The following is a 22,717-nucleotide window of genomic DNA, read 5'->3' on the forward strand; positions in this document are numbered from 1 at the left end:
CCTACCTCCTGTCCTTGCTATGCAAGACAACCACATAGCCATCTGGGCAAGTCACTGACACTTCCCTATCTATATATTCGTTAGAAGCGTAAACTTTCTTAAAGAAAAAATTCTCCTCTGTCAGTTCATACTTGGCACCGAGTATTGTCAAACGACTATCCCTCACAGGCATAAAGGCCAAATAATCATAGTCCGAACGTGGTTCTAGCTGACTGGTCCCTTCTGGGCAATAGCTAATCAAATTTTGCCCATCCTCAATCTCTATTTGACGCATATAGGGCGCCAATTTAAGATTGCTGGGTAGAAAGACATTAGCTAACATATGGTCAATGCGACCACCTAGGGCACCAAAAATAGTGACCTGAGCTTGAGGACTTTTTTCAAAAATCGTTAAAAGCGCTAGTTCCAGATCCGTATCATCTTTTTCTGGCTGGGCTTGGACAAAGCGCTGGGCATTCGCCTGAATCAACTGACGTTCTTCTACAGTCACAGAATCAAAATCCCCAACTGCAAGAGCAAGAGGAAGTTTTTCCTCTAGTACCCAAAGCGAGCCTCGATCCACACCGACAAAGCAGTCAAAATTTGTCCGATAGTGACCGCGGTCTCCGCCTGCAAAAACTGCAACTTTAGTCCAGTTGTTTTCTGAGAGCTTGCACTCGTTCATTGACATCTCCCTTAAAAACATAGGATCCTGCTACAAAAACTGTTGCACCAGCTTCTTTGGCTTGAGCAATAGTTTTATCATCAATCCCACCATCCACTTCAATTTCAAAATTCAAGCCTTTTTCCTCACGAAGGGAAACCAATTCACGTATCTTATCCATGGTTTCAGGCAGAAATGCTTGTCCGCCGAAACCTGGGTTAACGGTCATGACTAATACTTGGTCAACCAAATGAAGCACATGCTTAATCGCTTCAACAGGCGTACCAGGATTGATGACTACCGAAGGTTTAACACCGAGAGAACGAATTTTTTGAAGAGCGCCATGGATATGAGGTGTTGCCTCAACATGGATGCTGATAATATCCGCTCCCGCACGCGCAAAGTCCTCTAGATGATGTTCAGGATTAGAGACCATCAAATGGCAGTCAAAGACCATCTTGCTATGAGGACGAAGGCTTTCAACCACACCTGCACCAAAGCTGATCTGAGGTACAAAGTGACCATCCATGATATCGATATGGGCGTATTCTGCCCCAGTTGCTTCTAGGCGTTTAATTTCACGTTCAAAGTTGGCATAATCCGCTGCCAGAATTGACGGAGCAATCTTGTATTGAGACATAGGTTTCTCCTTATTTTGGAATTTTTTTGCTGACTTTTTTATAGGTTTCTCTACGATTTTCAATCTCACTGAGGAATTGTAGGTAGTTGTCAAAACGGAAGGTGGCAATGTTCCCCTCTTCTACTGCTGGTTTCACTGCGCAAGATGGCTCATGGGTATGAGTACAAGTACGGAACTTACAGTCGCGACTGACACTAGCAATCTCTGGAAAGGCCTGGTTCAGCTCTTCCGCACTTGATACTTCATAATCTAGCGATGAAAAACCTGGTGTATCTGCGATTTTCCCACCATTGAGGTTGTAAAAACTAACAGCTCGAGTAGTATGGCGACCACGACCCAGACTGTCTGAGATTTCTCCTGTTTCGAGATTGAGGTCAGGTGCAATTTTATTAAGAAGGGTTGACTTACCAACACCCGTCTGCCCCATAAAGACTGTCACTTTGTCTGTCAACAAGGGCAAGAGTTCCTCTTTACTAGTCACAAAGTCGTATCCAATAGCACGATAGGTTTTCTCGTAAAAATCCAGTTCTTCACTATCCTCTAGTAAGTCCATTTTGGAAATATAGACGATAGGATGAATGCCCTTGTGTTCTAAGAGAACCAAGAACCGATCCAACAAGTTGCTATTAAAGTCAGGTTCTTTAACGGACATAATGACAACAGCTTGGTCAATATTGACAATGGGTGGACGAACCAGACTATTTTTTCGTTCATGAATTTCCAATATATAGCCTTCTGAGTTCTCCTCTGCAGAAAATTCTACCCAATCTCCAACATAGGGTGTATGGCCTTTTTTACGAAAATTCCCACGCGCGCGTGTTTGATAAACTTGACCATCACTTTCCACATAGTAGAAACCGGCCAATGCTTTAATGATTTGTCCCTGCATCTTAGAGCCCTTGTCCTTTAAGCGCATCTGCTAGACTAGCAAATTCTTCTAGGCCAAGAGCTTCACCACGTACAGATGGTGCCAGTCCAGCCTGGTCCAAAGCCTTGGTCAACTTGTCCTTGATTTCCTCAGTTTTCCCAAAGTAACCAGTCAAGTTGTTCCACAAGGTCTTGCGACGATGAGTGAAACTAGCCTTGGAAACCTTAAAGAAGAAGTTCTCATCTTTTACTGCTACCGCAGGCTCTGGACGGCGTACCATTTTCAGGATAGCTGAGTCCACGTTGGGTGCTGGTACAAAGACCGTACGAGGCACGATAAAGGCAACCTTGGCTGTCATGTAATACTGAACTGCAATGGACAAGCTACCATAAGCCTTGGTATTTGGTTGAGCAGAGATACGATCCGCCACTTCTTTTTGCATCATGACCACAAACTCACTAAAAGGAATACCACTTTCAATCAAGTGCATGAGAATAGGGGTTGTGATATAGTAAGGCAAGTTTGCCACTACCTTGATGGGTAAGTCAGGATTTTTGAAATTTTGGATATGTTGCGCTAGGTCAACTTTTAGAATGTCCTCGTTGACTACGGTCACATTGTCAAAATCCCGCAAGGTATCCGCTAGGATTGGTACCAAGCGGTGGTCAATCTCAAAAGCCATGACTTGAGCTGCACGCTCAGCCAGAAACTCTGTCAAGGCACCAATACCTGGCCCGATTTCGATAACATTAACCTGGTCATCAATCTCAGCCGTATCCACAATTTTTTGAAGGATATTGGTATCCGTCAGGAAATTTTGCCCGAAGGACTTTTTAAAGGTAAAACCGTGACGCTCCAGCACTGCCTTGGTCACGCTATAATCTGCAATTCTCATTTATTCTCTTTTCTATTTATTAGCTAAAAATAATATATAAAACCCACATAATTCCTAGTGCCAACAAAATCCAAAACACTAAAAGAACACGAGGTTTGCTCCCTTTTGAATCAGATCCAGTCGTATCAAGCACTTTCTTATCTTCTTGGGGGTTCGTTTTCTTCAGTTCATCCTGATAGGCAACCGAATCTAGAATATTGTCTTCTGGCAATAATTCTGAAGCATAATAGTCAGGAAAGCCCATAGCAAGACCAATTAAGTTCTTTTCAGTCAAAGAAAAATCTAAATCTTTGGGTTGATTTTCCCGAATAGCCCGTATATTTTTTAACAGTTTATCAGAAACAACAGACACTTGGTCCATAAAAACAACATCTAAAAGATCAAATCCGAGCACATCACCATCTTTGACATTTGCAAGAATATAACGGACAAAGGCATCATATAGTTGCACGGATTGTTGGGCATTCTCTTCTAAAAAAGATCGGTTTTTGAGGGCATTCTGCTGGAATTTTTCAATAGAAAGCAAGATATCTACATTCTGCTCTTGGTAAAATCTTTCTGCTTGCTCTTCATCTTCTTCCAGTTTTTCTGCTGTTTCCCAGAGAGCAATCGGAGCTTTTAAATCTTCTTCATCCCAAAACAATTGCCAAAAATAAGGTATCGTGTAGATGCCTTCTGTTAAGATACGAGCTTCATCTCCGTTTTTTAAGTAAATATAACTTCTATTTGCCATATCATTTCCTTTCACAACCTTTGAAAAAGGTTAGTGGTTCAAGTAGGATGTAGATAAAACTATAAAGTTTCCCAATGTAAAGAAACTCTCTAATCTTTAGCTCTGCCTTCTAGTTCCTCACCAAGCTTTTGCATCTCTTTAAAAGCTGTTAGGCTAACATAAGCACCCGCTTCATAATACTCCGTTGGGTTTATGGCATAGTCAAAGCCTTCAATCATGCCTCCTGCTTCTTCAATCATGCCATTCCACTTTTCATCAAAGACCATTCTCAGACGTTTCCAATCTGTAAATACCGGAACAGAATTTCTGCCATCTTTTCCTTCTTTAACTGGAATGTTGAAACTAGAATCTTTTTCTAAAACGAAGGAATTTCCTTCCTGACTATCGCCCTTAAATTCCGAAGCCGCATCTAGAGGAATTAGGAATTTAGCTTTCGGCATAGCTTCTGAAAAGAACTTATAATAGAGCTTATAAATTACTTCTTCATCTTCTGTCGTCGGGCTATCCAATTGTCCCATCAACAACATCCATCTTACTAGGTCAGGATTCATTACAGGAACTTGTATTTCTGGTAAATCAGAAAAATCTGGTTTTTGGACTAAGGCTGAAGCACTGATGCTGACTTCCTTGGAATTAAAAATTGCTCCCAAGGCACCATTTAAGTAAAAGGCTGTCCCAAGGAAATTCTCAATCCCTTTTTTATCTTCCGTATTTTCAATCAGTTTTACGACAGAGTTTGGTCGACTATCAATGGTTTCCTTGAATTGGCGATACCAAGATGGCGTCAAAAGCATAATCATGGGATCAGTACATAGGTATCCCTCTTCTCCCCTGTCATAGGTCGTTGAGAAAAGATAGGGTTCGCCTGTTTTTTCTGAAAAAACTGCATAAACTGAATCTGCTGCTAACAACTTATCCTTGACGATTTCCGCTAGACGTTCCAACTTACGAGTGTTGGATTGATAGCTTTCTTCACTTTCGGTTTCCTGATTTTGACGGCATTTCCATAAAAAGAGGCGTAAAATCTCTACACTGTCATCAAGACTAGCTGCCAAATAGTCTTCATTTGTTAATTGCCCCTCTTGGATGGCTACAAAAGCACGATAAAGAGCATCTGAATAGCTAGATAATTTTTGATCTTCCTCAACACCTGAACTAAAGAGTACACTTCCTTTTTTCAGTTTATCCAAAGAAGGAATCCTATCAACCACTAGATGGGCAAGAACTTCATCAGTAAGACTATCTGCTTCTTTGTTTTGACTGCTGAGTTTTTTAACCTCTACAGTACCAAGAGCATCCATTCCTTGGTCGGGATTGCAAAACTGCAACTGATCTCCAACCTTGATACTACCTTCTAAACTCCCAACAATCAATAATTGATTCGTTTCCTTCATTGGGAACAAATCTAAAACTCCAATACATGCATTGTTTTTAGATTCTTCTCTTTCATTCTGTGCTTCAGTTATTTCAGTTGCCTCTGCAGTTTCCGTCTTTTTTAAAAAATCAAAGATTCCCATAACTTTTCCTCATTAACTCCACACAAGCCTAATCCCGTGGAGCACTTTTCTAATGCTTGCTATCAAGCCTGATTAAACCGTATATGATTACTTCTATTGTATCATATTCCCTTGGTATTTTGGGGGAGTTTCTCAATTCTCATATGATTTCATGGCATCTTCAACTTCTGCCAAGCTAATCCCAAATAATTCCAAACGCTTGAGGAGTTGTTTACCATTGGAATAACCGATACGAAGGCTTTCTCCTAGATATTCTCTGCGTTTTCGGCTGTCTGCGCCTGCTAGAAAACCAAGACGAATCAAGTCGCTACGGCTAATATCAAAGTCGCTTTCTACTTCAAACTGTTCAGTTACTTGTTCTAGTGCTGTCTTCAAGTCTTCGTAGCTAGCATGCTCAATTCCTAGAGAACGTCCCTTAGTCTTAGATTTTGGCACTGCCTCATCACGTTTGAGAAAGGCGTGCTGAACTGTCGGAATGGCCGTCATAATCATCCGACGAATGCGTTCCCCGTTAAAATCAGGATCTGTAAAGACAATCACCCCATGACGTTGGTGTAGACGTTGGATTCGTTCAAGATCCTGCTCATTGATAGCTGAGCCACGAGTCTCATAGGTCTCCACATCAAAATAACGTTTGAGATTGGCCGTATCATCACGCCCTTCGACTACGATGACTTGGGAAATTTTCTCTTTCATGATTTACTTTCCAGTCCAAAAATTCGTTCCGCATTTGCACTTGTCGCAGCAGCTAATTCTTCTGTCGACACGCCACGCAAATCTGCAATAAAGTCCACTACATAGCGCGTGTATGCTGTCTTGTTTTCGCGACCACGCTTGGGAACGGGTGCCAAGTAAGGCGCATCTGTCTCTACCAAAATCTTATCCAAAGGTAACTCTTTGGCTGCTTCCTGGATATCTGTTGCCTTCTTGAAAGTTACCACTCCAGAAAAGGAAATGGTCATACCTAACTCCACAAACTTTTCAGCCCATTCCAGAGAACCTGAGAAGGAGTGCATGATGCCACCACGGGGACCAACTCCCTCACTCTTGATAATCTCATAGGTATCTTCTAGCGCATCACGTGTATGGACCACAAAAGGTAAGTTCAAATCCTTAGATAGCTGAATCTGACGACGGAAAACCTTCTCTTGAACTTCTTTAGGCGCTGTCATCCAGTGATAGTCCAAACCAATCTCACCCAAGGCTACCACTTTAGGATGTTTTAGCTTGTCCAACAGGTATTTCTCAACGTCTTCTGTATAAGTCCCTGCTTCGGTCGGATGCCAACCAATCGTCGCATAAAGTTGGTCATATTCTTCCACCAATTCTAGAGCACGCTCAATTGTTGGTTTGTCAAAACCAACAATATTCATCCGAGTTACGCCCATCTCAGCTGCTAAGGCTATTTCTTCTGCTTCTCTTCCTGAAAATTCTTCCACATTCAAGTGGGTATGTGTATCAAAAATCATTTATATTCCCTCGTTTTTTCTACCTTCTATTATACCAAAAAACTAGTCGCATCCTTATAGGAAAAAATATTTTAAAATCACTCACTTTTTCTTGACGACTTATTTTCATAGCAGTATAATAGCTCTTGTTGAAAATTTCAGAAAAGGAAAGAAAATGTTTACAAAACTAAAATATACCTTTATTGGTCGTCCTCTTAAGTCCTTAACTGAAGGCGAGGGAGGACTACTTGGAAAAACACAAGCACTTGCAATGCTTTCAAGTGATGCCCTATCTTCTATCGCTTATGGACCTGAGCAGGTCGTTCTTGTCTTGGCTAGTCTTTCTCCCCTCGCTATCTGGTGGAGTCTCCCTATCGGCATTTTTGTCCTCTTGCTACTTGCTAGTCTAACCATTTCTTACCGACAAATCATTCACGCCTACCCTCAAGGTGGGGGTGCCTATATGGTAACTCGAGAAAATCTATCTCCTGAGTTAGGTTTGATTGCTGGAGGAAGCCTGCTTGTTGACTACATGCTAACAGTTGCCGTATCCGTCGCCGCAGGAGCTGATGCGATCACAGCAGCACTTCCTGCTCTCCATCCCTACAACCTCCACATCTCCATTTTTTTGGTCTGTTTACTCATGCTTTTGAATCTGCGAGGCTTGAGGGAATCTGCTAGTTCTCTGATGATCCCTGTCTATCTCTTTATCTTTAGTACGGTCTTCCTATTATTGTTTGGTATCTTCCAACTATTGACTGGTTCTCTCAGCTACCATGCAACTTCTACAATTGGTCAAACTGTCCCAAGTCTCTCAATTGTCCTAATCTTAAGAGCCTTCACCAGCGGTTCAGCTTCACTAACAGGGGTTGAAGCCATCTCAAATGCTGTTCCATTTTTCAAAACTCCTAAAGAGAAGAACGCTGCTCAGACACTGACCATCATGTCTCTGATTCTTGGATTTCTATTTGCAGGAATTACCTTCCTAAACTACTGGATGGGGATTACACCTCAACACGGAGAAACAATCCTTTCACAGATGGCTAAAGGAATTTTAGGGGATTCAGCTCTCGGTCAAGTTGTTTATTATCTCTTCCAATTTTCAACAGCTCTCATCCTAGCCGTAGCTGCAAATACTGGTTTTTCGGCCTTTCCGATGCTGGCTTACAATATGGCTAAAAACAAGTACATGCCCCATCTTTTTATGGAAAAAGGAGATCGTCTAGGCTACTCAAACGGTATCCTAACCTTGGCCTTTGGCGCTATGATTCTTCTGCTCATTTTTAACGGAAATACAGAACGCTTGATTCCTCTCTATACTATCGGAGTTTTCGTTCCTTTTGCACTTTCTCAAACAGGGATGATTCACCACTGGAAAAAAGAAAAAGGCTCTCATTTCTTAAAATCTGCCTTTGCAAATATCCTCGGTGCCATCATTTGTTATGCTATCGTTCTTATCTTACTCTTCTTCAGACTTGGAGATATCTGGCCCTTCTTCCCAATTATCCTAGTCTTAACCTTCCTCTTTTTGTCCATCCACAGTCATTACCAAAAAGTGGCCAAACAACTTCGACTTTATGAAGGAATTCAAAAGAAAGCCTACGATGGCAATGTCGTCCTTGTCTTAGTAGGAAATGTTACTCGAGTCAGCGTTGGAGCGATTAACTATGCTCAAAGTATTGGAGATGAGGTTTTGGCGATGCACATTTCCACCAAGGAAACTGAAGAAAAAGACCAAGAAATTCTCCACGAATTTGCCGACTATTTCCCAAATATTACCTTAAAGAATATTAATACTAGCTATCGCGATATCATCACACCTACAGTTCGCTATGTTCGAAAAATCTCTCAAGAAGCCAAGAAAAAGAACTACACAGTTACAGTTCTAGTACCCCAATTTATCCCTAACAAACCTTGGCAAAATATCCTACACAATCAAATGAGCCTCAAATTAAAATATGCTCTCAGATGGCACGAAGATGTCGTCGTTGCCAGCTACTCTTATCATTTGAAAGAATAAAGAAAAGGCATTACCAGAACCAACAAGCTCCTGGTAGTGCCTTTTTTCTGAATCTAGTCCCTAAAATTAGACTTATACTCAATGAAAATCAAAGAGCAAACTAGGAAACTAGCCGCAGGCTGCTCAAAGCACTGCTTTGAGGTTGTAGATGAAACTGACGAAATCAGCTCAAAACATGGTTTTGAGGTTGTAGATAAGATTGACGAAGTCAGTTACCTATACCTACGGCAAGGCGACGTTGACGCAGTTTGAAGAGATTTTCGAAGAGTATTAAAATTTTATTGATAACCTTCTTCTATCGAACGTGGTTAGCCAAATCTTCTTGGGCTTTTTTATTAGACTCTGCTTTTTCTTTTTGCCATTTTTCATAAAGTTCTTGATACTGTTTAGCAGTGACAGGTTCCTTTTGCAATTCAACATATTTGTAGTTGTCCGCATCTCCCTTGTGTCCTACAAATGAGAAGGCCCCTGTAAACGGAACACTCTTACGGAAAATAGGATTTGCTCCTGCACTTTGAACTGGTAGGAAGAGAGCACTATCTGTCAACCAAGCTTGAACTTCGGCAAATTTTTCATAACGTGTTTGCGTATTTTCATTCTCACTATCTGCCGCATCCAACAACTTCTTGTAGGTAGCTAGACCGAGTTTTTCCTTGATATCATTGTCTTTCCCTGGAGTCAAGCCAAGATTTTTTAGTTGAGAACCTGAGTCTGGATCCAAAAGGTCAAGATAGGTTTTCGGATCTGAGAAATCTCCACTCCATCCTGAGATATCGATGTCATAATCCTTTTGATCGGCGGTATCCGCAAAGAAGGTAGCATTGTCTTTCTCATCTGGTGACAATTGAATGATATCAATAACCACATTATCTGAACCAAGCGTTGCTTCAACGGTCTGCTTGAAGGAGCTTGCCTGCTGAACGTCCAACTTAGCAGTTTGGTCTACCAACATATCCAAGTGGATAGGGAAGGTCACGCCTTCTGCTTGCAAACTTTCTTTAGCCTTGGCAAATTCAGCCTTGGCTTTTTCAGGATCCAAGAAAGCTGCTTGGGCATCGTTTAGATTGATGTTAGACCACTCTGTACCATAGTTGACCATCTTTTCATTGACAGCATCTCCAAAGTTTTTGCCACCGATTTGAACAAAGTTACTTGGTGTGACTGTGTTTCGAAGGATTCGGTCAGCTCCATCTTCTCCATTCGTCTGGGCAGCATAGGCATGACGGTCAAAGGCAAAGTTAATAGCCTGACGGAAGTCTTTGTTTTGCATTGCTAGACGAGAATCCGTCTTTTCTTTGTCCGTCTGTTTCATGGTTTGCTTGTAGCTTTGACGATTGACGTTGAAGAGATAGTAGAAGGTTATAGCATTTTGAGGAGTATAAGTAATCTTGTCTTCATTCCCTTTTTTCAGCTGGTCAAAGACTGAGCTTGTTGGGAAGATACGACCATCTGTATAGTTGCCTTCCAAGAATCCTCTAGCCAAACTGTCTTGATCTGAACCATCATAGAAGGAAAGTTTTACTTTCTCAATCTTCACATTATCCTTGTCCCAGTAATTCGGATTTTTTCAAACTCAATTAAAGATTTTGATGTGAATGATTTGAACAAGTAAGGCCCATTTGACAGGATACTAGATGGAGTTACACTTCCAAATTGATCTCCCTTGGATTTCAAAAAGGCTTCATTGACTGGACTTAAAATGCCACCTGTTGTCTTAGAATTCCAGTAGGACTCAGGCTTGTTCAAGGTATATTGGAGAGTATAGTCATCGACTGCCTTGATACCAACAGTCTCAAAGTCTGATGATTGCCCCTCAACATAGTCCGCCAAACCTTTGATAGAGTCTTGCACCAAGTACAAGTTTTCTGCCTTTTTATCCGCCGCATACTTGAGACCTGTCACAAAGTCATGAGCTGTTACTTCAGCATATTCTTCTCCTTCAGAGGTATACCACTTAACACCTTGGCGAATTTTGTAAGTATAAGTCAATCCATCTTTTGATACTGTCCATGATTCAGCCATGGAAGGAACCAAATTGCCATACTTATCATTTTCCAACAAACCATCAATCAAGTTTGTCGTAATGCTAGAAGTCGAGCCACGTGTCGAAGTAATGTAGTCTAGTGTATCTGGATTGCTAGCAAATACATAAGAGTAGGTTTTATCAGATGCATTTGACTGTGTCGAGCTACAAGCTACCATCAAGAAGCTAGCACTCAAAATTCCAGCCCCTAGTAAGAGAGCTTTTGATTTTTTCATAAATATTCTCCATTTATATAGTATATGAAATATTATACACTATTATAGAAAAAATAGAAAGCTTATACAAACTATTATTTTAGAGCAAAACAAAAGCCAGTAGACTCGAGTTCCTACTGACTTCTTTGTTGAATTCGTTTGGATTATGCAGCCAAAACTTTGCGTCCTTTACGACGACGAGCTGCCAATACGCGACGACCGTTTTTAGTTGACATACGGTTACGGAATCCGTGTTTGCGCGCACGACGTAGTTTACTTGGTTGATAAGTACGTTTCACGATGAATACCTCCTCATAGATTTTGTATTCGTTTAGCCGGCTATAAAGTGATCAGTTACTAAACATACTTTACTATTCTATCTGATTCTTTCGCATTTGTCAATAGCTCTGGCAAATGTTTCCAGCTTTTTTGCTGAGGGGATAATTTGAAAATCCTTCCAATTTACTTTCGAAATCTATAAAATATCTAATGTACTAGTAATTTTCCCAATTGGTACACTCAAAGTTCCAAGTTTTTCCTCTTGAAACCTTCCGCCTGCCTATTAAATGTAAAAGGTGCTTTCTATATTTTCCTTCTGTCACTTCTTGCATTTAAAAAGCAACAACACCGTAGGATGACGATTCTACCGTCTTTTAATTGGCAATAAACAAGATATTTAGCAATAATCCTTTCTAGTTATCATCGATTAAATATCATTTTAAAAAAAACTAATATGTGTAGTTATCTAAAACCTCTATCTATTCTTCTTAAACAACACAATCATTAAAAAACTCCATAATATCAAGTTTAAAAAGTGTAGAGTTCCCAAATAAGAAAACTAAAATTAATGACTACGCTCTAATTGTATGGATTGATCACTTTTATAAGAGTATCTCTGAACAAGATAATCTATTTGAAATTATTAGCAAATTAGATACTCTGTCGAAAGCCATTGAATATCTTCCTCTTGTTGAAAAGATATTTGAGTCTGAAGAAAATATTGAAATATTGTCTCGGTTAGATAATCGTCTTGCTTCATTTATGTTAGTTGAACATCTAGAAGAGTTAGGTTTATTGGATTGCATTGAAAAAGCAACTAATGGACTAGCTGGTATGAATGAATTTAACATTAAATTTGGAAAAACTTATGATAAATTTGTTTTACTAGATTGGTTATTCAATAACGCTAAGAAAGCATTGAATGGTGAAGATATATCTGAATTTGTTTATAGTCAGACTAAAACAGGGCATGATATAAAGAGAGAAACTAAAAACTAAATTAGCAAATTTAAAAAAGCCAAGTTCAAAAATACTTGGCTTAATTTATTTGTTTTAATATATCTCGGAGAGCCTTTATAGTAGGTTCTCTTTTTTCTGTCGGTAGATTTCTAATATCTTCAATGAGTTGTAAAAACTCTCCGCTTTGATTTTGATTTTCAATATTAAAAAAAGTATTCATATCAACTTCAAGCGCTTGTATGATTTTTTCAATGGTCTCAAGCTTAACGTTTAACTGTTTATTCTCTAATCTATAGATATAGTTGAATCCCAGATCAGCCTTTTCTGCTAGATATTCTTGTGTCATTCCGCTTTTCAGTCTTAGAAGTCTGATTTGTTTTGCAACAAATTCTCTTAAATTTATTTTTTCAGTCATGATAGTACCTCATAACTATCATACAAGTTTATCTCATTGAATAAATCGTTATCAAAAGACTGAAATTGTTACAAAAATAATATTCAAAAGACTGCAAAGTGTGGTATAATATTATTTATAAAACAGTCTTTTAAGACATAAAGGAGTTTATATGATGGAATCAAACACACAAGGTCACGGCACTATCAAAAAATTGCGCACAGGTGCAGTTATTTCAACGCTTGCAATCTCAGCTCTAGGGGTATCTACTGGGGTATCGGCTAGCGAGACCGAGGTTGCGGTTAATGAGCCAGCAACTAGGGTAGTTGCTAAAGTTCCGAGTCAACAAGACGTTGACAAGGCTAAAGTTGAATCGGATAAAGCTAATCAGGATGTAGCTAAGCAAAAAGAAGTGGTTAAAACTGCTGAATCTCATCTTGCTGATAATGAAAAGGGTATTGCTGAAATTACTAAAAAGATAAAAGAAGAAGCTAATTCTGTTACACCTGAAAAGGTTGCTGACGCTAAGGCTGACGCTGACAATAAAGCTAGTGAGTTGGCTACTGCCGAGAAGACTGTAGCTGATGCTGATAAGTCTGTAGCTGCGACTGCTGAGAAGGTTGAAGACCAAACTAAGGTAGTATCTAACGCTGAGAAAACTGCCACTTCCACAGCTAATAAGGTAGCTGACGCTCAGAAGAAAGTAGATGCTCTTTCATCTACTACTGATGTTGCTCCACTTGAAAAAGAGGTAGCTAAGCTTACTAACCAAGTTAAATCTGACTCTCAGGCAGTAGCTACCACTCAGACTAACCTTGATAACGCTAAAAAAGCTCAAGCCAACAAAGACCAAGCTATCAAAGATGCTCAAAGTGGGGTATCTAGCGCTGAAACTAATCTCACTCAAGCCACTACAGCCCTTGCCACTGCTAAAGCTGACCAGATTAACAAAGACAAGGCAGTTAATTCTGCTAAACTTGACTTAGATACCGCTAAAGAAGAATTAGATGATGAGAGTAATTCCATACCTACGATTACTCTAAGTCCAGAGTATATCTCACTTCTCAAGGAGTACTTTAACAACGGTAAACCTGAGGAACTATCCAAGAAGCTTGAAGAGCAGGGTATGAAGGAACTACAAAAAGTAGGTAAGCCTCTACTAGCTGCTGACGTAGTCTATGATGTTGAGATACCATATAATGCAACTAAAAAAGATAAAAATACTAAGATAGATATAAATAACTTAAGTTATGAGACTCGTAAGGAAATAACTCTTTTCGCAGCTGACTTAATTAACCAGATTCGTAAACAATATGGTTCTGAGCCTGTTAAGGTTACAGAAGGTTCAATAAATCTTGCGGATGAAGTTGCAAAGTTGTCAAAAGAGGTAAGTAATCACGATTTTGAAGCCATCAAAAGTGTGAACTCTAGAAATAAATTGTACTTAGCTGAGAATTTATACTTTATGCCCTCGTTTGCAACAACACTTGCAGAACTCAAGGGTGATATTTATCAGTCTATCCTCAAGATGTTGTATGATGACGCTCTATCTGAGTGGGGACATACTAATATTTTTGTAGATAACCACAAGAGACTAGAGGGTTATATGCAGTACATGGGGGTTGGGGTACGTAAGGGTAGTAAGTATCCGACTGTCATTCATTTCGACGGTACTTCTGACAATATGATTTCAGAAGGCTCAACCTTTGATAAAACTGAAGTGGGTATCCCAAGCAAAGACGAAAAAATCTCACAACTAAAAGAAAAACTTTCATTGGCTAAATCAACTTATGAAGACGCCCTTAAAGCCTCTAACGAAGCTAAAGCTACAGTCAAAACTGCCCAAACTGCCTACACCAACGCTGAGACAGCTCTTGCTAATGCTCGTACTCACTTGTCAGATTTGGTAGGCGACAAGATTGATGTTCCATTACTTGAAAAAGTTCTTAATGATGCCAAATCTAAGTTGGCTGAAGACACTAAAGCTTTGCAAACTGCTAAAGAATCACTTGCTCTAGCTAAATCAAACGCTACTGAAAAGGCTAAGACTCTTGCTGATGCTAAAACTGCTCTTGAAACTGCTAAAGCTGAACAAGTAACTGCAGACAAGTCTCTTACAACTGCCAAAGGTGAGTTGGAAGTCCTTACTAAGGCTCATGATGTAGCAGTCTTGGCTCGTAAGTCAGCTGGTGAAGACCTCGCTCGCAAACGTGAAGCATCTAAAGAAGCTACTGATACCCATACAGTTCTTGCTCTTGCTCTTACTAAACGTAATGAAGTCCTTAAGGCTTTGGACAAAGAGCTTACTGATGCTAAATCTAAGCTTGGTGTACTTCGTGCTGAGTTGGAAACTGCTAAGGAAGAGTTGGCTCGCCTAGAGGGTATCGCAGAAGTTAAGGCTCGTGGGTATGAGAACTTTAAGCAACTCAAAGCCGACCATGACGCATACCTTGCTAAACAACAACAACGCTTGCAAGCTTTGAAAGACAAAGAAGATGCAATCCGTAAAGCAGGTGGTCAGCCTAAAGAAGTTACTGACGCTAACGGTAAAGTTGTTGATGTTGTGGATGCTAAGGCGCAAAACAAACCTGTTAATGTTGCGACAGTAGGAACTAAAGACGATAAAACATATCAAGCTCCTGCACAAGCTACAAATGCAAAAGCAGAACCTAAGAAACAACTTCCAAATACAGGAACAAAGGAGACAATGCTAGGCTTATTAGGTTTAGGGTTATTAGCAAGTTTAGGATTAGGATATATAAAAAAGGATAGAAAAGGGTAGAATAAATGAGTAATACAAGAAATTGTCTAAGAGAATTTATCAAATATAATTTATCAATTAGAAACTTTACTGTAACAAATCAAGGAAATTATTTGAAAGCAATAAAAGGGAAAGAAAAATATAGAATTTTGCCCGTTACTAGAACAATTCCGATAGAATCTGAAACTACTACTGTTGAAGCAAACTATGAAACTGTTAAAAAATTTCAAAAATATAATAATGGAAAATATATTGATTGTATTGCTTATGCCATAAGCAAAGTATCAGATAATAAAATTCAGGGGCTCGAATTATTTATAATTCCTATAGTAGAATTTGAGAAATATGTTCAACCTGATAAAAAAACTGGGGATGTTTTATCGAGAGCTTCTAATCACTATCATTACAACTATGCAAAATATAGTCATCAAATTAATGAATTAGTCCATGATTCTTGGATGAGAAAGTAAAAAATAAAAAATCTTCTTACTTATTGTAGGAAGATTTTTTTGGATTCCTAAAATTTATTGAAAAGACTGCACTATTCCAACAACTTTTAGGAATGAAAAAAGTCCTAGAAAATTCTTAGGACTTTACATTCTTCGATTGTTGACTTTCTTTTTTATTTCAAAAAAGGTTGCCAAAAAGGTTGCCAAAAAGGTTGCCATAGAACGGATTTCAAATGATTTGTAATGAAATTCAATATTTTAAAAATCGCATGAAATCAATGTTTTTCAGTATGTACTGAAATGTAATGAAACCTTATTTAACTTCTGTAAACACAACGTGTTTGCGAAGTTTTGGTGAGTATTTCTTCAATTGAAGACGGTCTGGAGTGTTACGTTTGTTTTTAGAAGTAAGGTACAAGCGTTCACCAGATTCTTTGTGTTCAAGTGTAATATTTACGCGCATGGTATCTCCCTTCTATTATTCAGCTGATGCAGCTTTAGCGATCTTACGTCCTTTGTAGTATCCTTTAAGTGATACGCGGTGAGAACGTGAGTAATCTCCAGTAGTTTCGTCAAAGTTTACAGATGGAGCTGTTACTTTGTAGTGTGTACGACGTTTGTTTTTCTTCGCTTTTGAAGTGCGACGTGCAGGTACTGCCATTTTGATTTCTCCTTTTAAGATATAATTCAGTTAGGTTTGATTTTCATCAACTTTAATAGTATATCAAAACTTTTTTGTAAAGTAAAGTTACTTGACAAAAAAAGATAAAAAAATTTTCCTATCCAATCTTATGGATAGGAAAATAGACTAAATATCAATCTCGAATGGTTCATCAATGGTTTCTGAGACATCTTTCCCGTCTTTTTTTCGTTGTTTGACGCATTCGGTGAGAAGATATTCGATTTGCCCATTGACTGATCGGAAGTCATCTTCTGCCCATGATGCGAGTGCAGCATATAACTTATTCGAGAGTCGAAGGGGGATTTGCTTTTTTTTAGCTTCTGCCATTTCTAATAAAGGCTTCCTGTATTGACAATTGGTTGTGCATCATGATTGCCACAGAGAACGACTAGGAGATTTGAAACCATAGCAGCTTTTCGTTCTTCGTCTAGTTCAACCAACTCTCCTTCATTGAGACGTTCCAGGGCCATTTCAACCATTCCAACAGCGCCGTCTACAATCATCTTTCGTGCATCGATAATAGCAGATGCTTGTTGACGTTGAAGCATGACGGCAGCAATTTCTGGTGCATAAGCTAGGTAAGTAATACGTGCTTCAAGGATTTCCAAACCAGCGTCCTCTACGCGACTTTGGATTTCTTCACGAATGCGACTAGCTACAATTTCACTAGAACCTCGGAGGCTTCCTTCATCAGCTTGCCCATCACCTGTAGTATCCACATTCGGAGACACATCGTAAGGATAGATGCGGACAATATTACGAAGGGCGCTATCACACTGCAATGAGAGATATTCTTTATAGTTATCAACGTTGAAAACTGCTTTAGCTGTATCGACAACTCTCCAAGTAACTGCGATTCCGATTTCAACAGGATTTCCCAGACAATCGTTAATCTTTTGACGAGAATTGCTCAAGGTCATAACTTTGAGAGAAATCTGTTTCTTGCCAATTTCAATGTTTACATCATTGCCATTGGATGATTTCATCCCTGAAAAAGGTGATTTTGTACTAACATCACCACTTTGACCAAGTCGAGTGTGGTTTGCAGGATTGACCGCTATACTGAAGGGATTGACAAAGTAAAAACCAGGTTCTTTGATAGTCCCAGTATAGTTACCAAAGAGGGTTAAAACCAGAGCTTCCTGAGGTTTGACAACTTTTAAACCAGCATGAGCTAGAACTGAAATTAAGATTAATAAAAGTCCGATAATAATTCCAAAAATATTTTCCGAACCTGCACCCATGATAAATATAAAGACACCAAGTACGAGTGCCAACTCGATAATTATCAACGCTACTACACCATTTGGTTTTGAATTGATTAGTTTTTCAGTCATCAGAATGACCTCCTGTTTTTGATATCTAAATGATATCACTTTAATTTTAAATGTCAACAAAAATATGCAATCATTTTTAAGAAGATTTCAATGTATTGAATTTTCTGAAAATTCAAGAATTTTCTTCTGTTCATTGCTTTTAAAATGTGCTATAATGGTAAAAACTGAAATGGGAGAGAACTTAATGACAGAATTAGATAAACGTCACCGCAGCAGCATCTATGATAGCATGGTTAAATCACCAAACCGTGCCATGCTTCGTGCGACTGGTATGACAGATAAGGACTTTGAAACACCGATTGTTGGGGTCATTTCGACTTGGGCAGAAAATACACCATGTAATATCCACTTGCATGACTTTGGGAAATTAGCTAAAGAAGGTGTCAAATCTGCTGGTGCTTGGCCTGTTCAATTTGGAACCATTACGGTAGCAGACGGAATTGCCATGGGAACGCCTGGTATGCGCTTCTCTTTGACATCTCGTGATATTATTGCGGATTCTATCGAAGCTGCTATGGGTGGTCACAACGTAGATGCCTTTGTAGCTATCGGCGGTTGTGACAAGAACATGCCTGGTTCTATGATTGCCATTGCCAATATGAATATCCCAGCCATTTTCGCCTACGGTGGTACTATCGCCCCTGGAAAATTAGATGGTAAAGACATCGACTTGGTTTCTGTATTTGAAGGAATCGGTAAATGGAACCACGGCAATATGACGGCTGAGGACGTCAAACGTCTCGAGTGTAACGCCTGCCCCGGCCCTGGTGGTTGCGGTGGTATGTATACTGCCAACACCATGGCTACTGCTATCGAAGTTTTGGGTATGAGTTTGCCAGGCTCTTCTTCTCACCCAGCAGAATCTGCTGATAAGAAAGAAGACATCGAAGCAGCTGGACGTGCTGTCGTCAAAATGCTTGAACTCGGTATCAAACCGTCTGATATCTTGACTCGTGAAGCCTTTGAAGATGCTATTACTGTTACTATGGCTCTCGGTGGTTCTACTAACGCCACTCTTCACTTGCTCGCCATTGCCCATGCGGCTAATGTTGACTTGTCACTTGAGGACTTCAATACCATCCAAGAGCGTGTGCCTCACTTGGCTGACTTAAAACCTTCTGGTCAGTATGTCTTCCAAGACCTTTACGAAGTTGGTGGTGTGCCTGCGGTTATGAAGTACTTGCTGGCAAATGGATTCCTTCATGGAGACCGCATCACATGTACTGGTAAGACTGTCGCTGAAAACTTAGCTGACTTTGCAGACCTCACACCAGGTCAAAAAGTCATCATGCCACTTGAAAATCCTAAACGTGCGGACGGTCCGCTTATCATCTTGAACGGTAATCTTGCTCCTGACGGTGCAGTTGCCAAGGTGTCAGGTGTTAAAGTGCGCCGTCACGTTGGTCCAGCTAAGGTCTTTGACTCAGAAGAAGATGCGATTCAGGCCGTTCTGACAGATGAAATCGTTGATGGCGATGTAGTCGTTGTTCGTTTCGTTGGACCTAAGGGTGGTCCTGGTATGCCTGAGATGCTATCACTTTCATCAATGATCGTTGGTAAAGGTCAAGGAGACAAGGTTGCCCTCTTGACAGACGGACGCTTCTCTGGTGGTACTTATGGACTGGTTGTTGGACATATCGCTCCTGAAGCTCAGGATGGTGGACCAATTGCCTACCTTCGTACAGGAGATATCGTCACTGTCGACCAAGATACTAAAGAAATTTCTATGGCCGTATCCGAAGAAGAACTTGAAAAACGTAAGGCAGAAACAACCTTGCCACCACTCTATAGCCGTGGTGTCCTCGGAAAATATGCCCATACCGTATCTTCTGCATCCCGTGGTGCTGTTACAGATTTCTGGAATATGGAACAATCTGGTAAAAAATAACTAAAAAAATAAGCAGTCGCTAAATGACTGCTTTTTCTAATCCTTTGTCTTATCTCGTGAAATATGATAAGATAATTGCTCTAACTATGATTATAAAGGAGAAATAATGTTTTCAAAAAATACAGGAATTATGCTCTACGTAGATGATGTAGCAGCTGAGAGAGACTTTTGGTCTGCTATCGGTTTTGAAGTTTTTAATCAATCTGAAATTATGGGTTTTGAAACTTTTGAAATGAAACCTCACACGGACAGTACACTGACTTTTACTGTCTACGCCAAAGACTTTATTCGTCAGGTATCGCCAGAAGTAATCGATATGAAACCTAGCCTACTCTTTGAGTCAGCGGACCTTCACGCCCTTCACAAGCGCCTAGCTGCAGTGACTGATACCACAAGTCCGATCAATACTCAACCTTTCCCTCACTTTAACTTTGCAAATCCAAGCGGACACTATTTCGCAGTTAAGGGAATCTAATAACAAAACAGCTCTCTGTTTATTAGCAGAGAGCTCTTGTATTTTAGCGTGGTGGTAGTCCAAGCGCTATGCGACCATAGCGACTAATTCGCGTAATCTTCCAAGCAGGTGACCAGGTAACTTCAACCCTGACATCCTCAATTCCTTCAATCTGTTTTAAACCTGCAACTATTTCGATGGGTAAACTTTCTGCACAGTCACAGGCAGTATCGGTGAAGGTCATGACAATTGTACAAAGACCAGCCTCGTCCAAATGAATCTCGTAAATCAAGCCAAGATTATAGACATCTAGTTCCACATCTGTATCGTAAACTTTTTCTAGCTTGTCAATGATTTGATCCCCTAATGCTAAAGCACGATCATTGATTTTGATATCTTCTCTCATTGCATTCCCTCCATTTTGTAAACTGCACCTATTTTCTCATAATTCTGACAATTTGGCAAGTCTTTCCCAATCAAGACCGGATTCGCCATAAAAACTACAGACTAGAAATTAGTCATAGTTTGGACCAAACTGCCCAAAGACCTAACAACCTATAGCAAGAGAATATTGGCATAGCTTAGAGAATTAAACTTAGAGAATGATTGAGCTTCTAAGAAATACTTTCTAAAAACAAAAAGTAGAGAACGGTCATCTCTACTTTTTAAATATTATTTTGACTTCACAGGTTTATCTGCCAAGGCCTTGATAGCTGATGCTATCGTTTCTGCGTAGAGCTTAGCTCCCTCTTCTAGTTTGGCATTATCACTTCCAAAGTGAACCTGGTCCGTTCCTTTCCAGATGTCTGGATGATCTTTAGATACCTGATTCCAGTCTGCAACCTCAATGTAAGGATACTTTTGAGCCACTTCACGCACATAGCTAGCATACTGTTCTACATAAGGCTGAGTTGCTTGAGTTGTATCACCCTCATAAGGTGTCATAAGTACAAGTTGATGTCCCTTGGGTAGATTCGTTATCAAAGAATCGATATCAGCCTTATAATCCTCAGGGTTATTCACTCCAGTAGCAATAACGACTATTTTAGGGAGGACTTTATTCTGACTGTGGTTGAGCATAATAGCATTGGCTTGCTTGGTATTTCTGCTTACTTGACCATCTGTCTGAGCGTCTGGTAGAACCTCTTTTAGTCCAGGTGTTGCACGCAAGGTTACAGAATCTCCGATGATGGATACACCATCGGCAATATTGTAGCGACTTGCTTCTGCTTGATCCGCCATGGTTTTTGTACGGGTGATATTGGTTTGAGCTTGATTGAGGCCATTTACCATCAAATCCGTTTCAAAAGCACCGACTTGGGGAGCAATAAGCATCACAATCAGTGTCAGTAAGCTAAGGAAACCAACGCTACCCGCAAAAATTGGTTGAATATGCGGAATTTCTTTTACCGTTTGCAATAAGCTACTATTCTTCCCTGCAATGAAAGGTTCAATCACATAGAAAGAAAGGCTTGCAAAGAGATAAGAAAAGATAGTGGTGAGAATCACAGCTGGTAGATTGCTCATCAACTGAGAGAAGATGATATAAAACGGCCAGTGGAAAAGATAGACGGCATAGCTGGTGTCAGCTAAGAAGCTAATTACCTTTGGTTCTTCAATCGTCGGAGTTTTCTCATGCAAAAGTCGTGCTGCAACGATCATCAGAAGGGCAGCTAAACTTGCCAACAAGAAGCCAAGCAAGTAGGCAAAGAGATAATTGAATTTCACGAAGAAGGTCAATAAGAGCAAAACTCCGAGACCTGCCCCGAATACTAGCAAGGTCTTTTTCAAATCCCAGGTATTATTTAAACGCTTAACAAGAGTAGTCGTTTGACGAACACCTACCAAAGATGCCAAAATACTGCCTAGAAAGAAAGGATAGACGTGAGTAAAGCTAGAAAAGTAGAGCGTCGAGTAGGAAGAAACGATAAAGCTACCGATAAACATTGAAAGAAAACCGATGATAAAGACAGCTGATGATAGAAGAAAGACTAGCCCTCTTAATTGTCCAGATGATTTTACCCGCTTGGACAAGAACCAAACTGCCAAGCCCCACAAGATATAGTAATGAACTTCAACCGCTAAACTCCAGTTATGAACAAAGAGATGAGGAATGAACTGAGATTCATAACTTCCCCCTGTTAACATTTCATAGAAATTGGTCATAAAACCAAGGACACCAGCAATCTGACCACCAATCCCGGCTACATAATCCTGCCGAACCAAGAAAGTAAAGGGCATAACGACAAGGATCATTAAGACGACCGGTGGAAAAATCCGATAAAAACGTCTTCTAAAAAATCCTAGAATATCAATCTTACCTTTTTGTCCAAATTCTTCTAACAGGAGTGACGTAATTAGAAAGCCCGAAAAGGTGAAAAAGACGTCAACCCCGAAGAAACCTCCTGGGAAAACCGTCTGAAAAAAATGGTACAAGAGTACCAAGAGTAAGCCTGTAATCCTAATCAAGGAAAACCATTTTATACGCATACGAGTTTATTCTCCGTTCAT

The 22,717-nt window shown here is 39.9% G+C and carries 22 protein-coding genes and 1 pseudogene; 6 read left to right on the forward strand and 17 right to left on the reverse strand.

Annotation, left to right across the window (positions count from 1 at the left end; genetic code table 11):
- Position 1 precedes the first annotated feature (1 nt).
- From QM450_RS04030 to QM450_RS04065, 8 genes are all read right to left on the reverse strand, one after another.
- Positions 2 to 664, reverse strand: coding sequence for a thiamine diphosphokinase (locus QM450_RS04030; RefSeq protein ID WP_153225132.1), 663 nt, complete (start codon positions 662 to 664; stop codon positions 2 to 4).
- Positions 627 to 1,283: a ribulose-phosphate 3-epimerase gene (gene rpe / locus QM450_RS04035; protein ID WP_049528300.1), complete on the reverse strand. Its 657-nt coding sequence runs from the start codon at positions 1,281 to 1,283 to the stop codon at positions 627 to 629. Before rpe ends, QM450_RS04030 begins: the two co-directional genes overlap by 38 nt.
- A 10-nt stretch (positions 1,284 to 1,293) precedes the next feature.
- Positions 1,294 to 2,172: a ribosome small subunit-dependent GTPase A gene (rsgA, locus tag QM450_RS04040; RefSeq protein WP_414319775.1), complete on the reverse strand. Its 879-nt coding sequence runs from the start codon at positions 2,170 to 2,172 to the stop codon at positions 1,294 to 1,296.
- A gap of 1 nt (position 2,173) precedes the next feature.
- A complete protein-coding gene (rsmA, locus tag QM450_RS04045; protein ID WP_414319739.1) occupies positions 2,174 to 3,046 on the reverse strand; it encodes a 16S rRNA (adenine(1518)-N(6)/adenine(1519)-N(6))-dimethyltransferase RsmA in 873 nt (290 codons plus the stop codon).
- A 19-nt stretch (positions 3,047 to 3,065) separates the two neighbouring features.
- Entirely contained in the window at positions 3,066 to 3,779 is a 714-nt protein-coding gene (locus QM450_RS04050; RefSeq protein ID WP_414319740.1) for a dimethyladenosine transferase, read from the reverse strand.
- Positions 3,780 to 3,868: 89 nt separating this feature from the next.
- On the reverse strand, positions 3,869 to 5,296 hold the full coding sequence (locus QM450_RS04055) for an SseB family protein (protein ID WP_414319741.1): 1,428 nt from the start codon (positions 5,294 to 5,296) through the stop codon (positions 3,869 to 3,871).
- 132 nt (positions 5,297 to 5,428) lie between these two features.
- Complete coding sequence (gene rnmV, locus QM450_RS04060) at positions 5,429 to 5,992, reverse strand: ribonuclease M5 (RefSeq protein WP_414319742.1); 564 nt, start codon at positions 5,990 to 5,992, stop codon at positions 5,429 to 5,431.
- Complete coding sequence (locus QM450_RS04065; protein WP_414319743.1) at positions 5,989 to 6,765, reverse strand: TatD family hydrolase; 777 nt, start codon at positions 6,763 to 6,765, stop codon at positions 5,989 to 5,991. The genes rnmV and QM450_RS04065 overlap by 4 nt, the downstream gene beginning before the upstream one ends.
- Positions 6,766 to 6,919: 154 nt before the next feature.
- Between QM450_RS04065 and QM450_RS04070 the strand changes: the two genes are divergently transcribed.
- Complete coding sequence (locus tag QM450_RS04070) at positions 6,920 to 8,764, forward strand: APC family permease (RefSeq protein ID WP_414319744.1); 1,845 nt, start codon at positions 6,920 to 6,922, stop codon at positions 8,762 to 8,764.
- Between the two features lie 295 nt (positions 8,765 to 9,059).
- On the opposite strand, the pseudogene QM450_RS04075 reads toward QM450_RS04070, so the two are convergent.
- Both QM450_RS04075 and rpmH read right to left on the reverse strand, forming a co-directional pair.
- Positions 9,060 to 11,023 (reverse strand): annotated as a pseudogene (locus QM450_RS04075) (peptide ABC transporter substrate-binding protein).
- 143 nt (positions 11,024 to 11,166) lie between these two features.
- A complete protein-coding gene (gene rpmH / locus QM450_RS04080; protein WP_000831905.1) occupies positions 11,167 to 11,301 on the reverse strand; it encodes a 50S ribosomal protein L34 in 135 nt (44 codons plus the stop codon).
- A gap of 742 nt (positions 11,302 to 12,043) precedes the next feature.
- On the opposite strand from rpmH, the gene QM450_RS04085 reads away from it, so the two are divergent.
- Positions 12,044 to 12,280 carry a hypothetical protein gene (locus QM450_RS04085; protein ID WP_414319745.1) on the forward strand — a complete coding sequence of 79 codons (237 nt, stop codon included), beginning with the start codon at positions 12,044 to 12,046 and terminating at the stop codon, positions 12,278 to 12,280.
- Positions 12,281 to 12,320: 40 nt separating this feature from the next.
- On the opposite strand, the gene QM450_RS04090 is transcribed toward QM450_RS04085, so the two are convergent.
- The gene (locus QM450_RS04090) at positions 12,321 to 12,656 is read right to left on the reverse strand and encodes a helix-turn-helix domain-containing protein (protein WP_414319746.1); all 336 of its coding nucleotides are present in this window, start codon (positions 12,654 to 12,656) and stop codon (positions 12,321 to 12,323) included.
- 154 nt (positions 12,657 to 12,810) lie between these two features.
- Here QM450_RS04090 and QM450_RS04095 point away from each other — a divergent pair, with 154 nt between their 5' ends.
- A complete protein-coding gene (locus QM450_RS04095) occupies positions 12,811 to 15,417 on the forward strand; it encodes an SEC10/PgrA surface exclusion domain-containing protein (RefSeq protein WP_414319776.1) in 2,607 nt (868 codons plus the stop codon).
- 5 nt (positions 15,418 to 15,422) lie between these two features.
- Entirely contained in the window at positions 15,423 to 15,866 is a 444-nt protein-coding gene (locus QM450_RS04100) for a hypothetical protein (RefSeq protein WP_414319747.1), read from the forward strand.
- A 292-nt stretch (positions 15,867 to 16,158) separates the two neighbouring features.
- Here QM450_RS04100 and rpmG read toward each other — a convergent pair whose 3' ends face one another.
- The 4 genes from rpmG to QM450_RS04120 form a co-directional block, all read right to left on the reverse strand.
- Positions 16,159 to 16,308, reverse strand: coding sequence for a 50S ribosomal protein L33 (rpmG, locus tag QM450_RS04105; RefSeq protein ID WP_001265622.1), 150 nt, complete (start codon positions 16,306 to 16,308; stop codon positions 16,159 to 16,161).
- A 15-nt stretch (positions 16,309 to 16,323) separates the two neighbouring features.
- Positions 16,324 to 16,506 (reverse strand): 50S ribosomal protein L32, encoded by a 183-nt coding sequence (gene rpmF / locus QM450_RS04110; protein ID WP_000290417.1) that lies wholly within the window; start codon positions 16,504 to 16,506, stop codon positions 16,324 to 16,326.
- A 147-nt stretch (positions 16,507 to 16,653) separates the two neighbouring features.
- Positions 16,654 to 16,854 (reverse strand): PTS ascorbate transporter subunit IIC, encoded by a 201-nt coding sequence (locus tag QM450_RS04115; protein ID WP_414319748.1) that lies wholly within the window; start codon positions 16,852 to 16,854, stop codon positions 16,654 to 16,656.
- Positions 16,855 to 16,856: 2 nt separating this feature from the next.
- On the reverse strand, positions 16,857 to 17,864 hold the full coding sequence (locus QM450_RS04120) for an SPFH domain-containing protein (RefSeq protein WP_414319749.1): 1,008 nt from the start codon (positions 17,862 to 17,864) through the stop codon (positions 16,857 to 16,859).
- 184 nt (positions 17,865 to 18,048) lie between these two features.
- Between QM450_RS04120 and ilvD the strand changes: the two genes are divergently transcribed.
- Positions 18,049 to 19,752 carry a dihydroxy-acid dehydratase gene (gene ilvD / locus QM450_RS04125; RefSeq protein WP_414319750.1) on the forward strand — a complete coding sequence of 568 codons (1,704 nt, stop codon included), beginning with the start codon at positions 18,049 to 18,051 and terminating at the stop codon, positions 19,750 to 19,752.
- Positions 19,753 to 19,858: 106 nt separating this feature from the next.
- Positions 19,859 to 20,227, forward strand: coding sequence for a glyoxalase (locus tag QM450_RS04130; protein WP_414319751.1), 369 nt, complete (start codon positions 19,859 to 19,861; stop codon positions 20,225 to 20,227).
- Positions 20,228 to 20,270: 43 nt separating this feature from the next.
- Here the strand turns inward: QM450_RS04130 and QM450_RS04135 are convergent, their stop codons facing one another.
- Together QM450_RS04135 and QM450_RS04140 are read right to left on the reverse strand one after the other, a co-directional pair.
- Positions 20,271 to 20,612, reverse strand: coding sequence for a metal-sulfur cluster assembly factor (locus tag QM450_RS04135; RefSeq protein WP_153225650.1), 342 nt, complete (start codon positions 20,610 to 20,612; stop codon positions 20,271 to 20,273).
- Between the two features lie 266 nt (positions 20,613 to 20,878).
- On the reverse strand, positions 20,879 to 22,696 hold the full coding sequence (locus tag QM450_RS04140; RefSeq protein ID WP_414319752.1) for an acyltransferase family protein: 1,818 nt from the start codon (positions 22,694 to 22,696) through the stop codon (positions 20,879 to 20,881).
- Positions 22,697 to 22,717: the final 21 nt, after the last annotated feature.

It is taken from the genome of Streptococcus infantis (genome assembly GCF_047464615.1).
Lineage (GTDB): Bacteria > Bacillota > Bacilli > Lactobacillales > Streptococcaceae > Streptococcus > Streptococcus infantis_Y.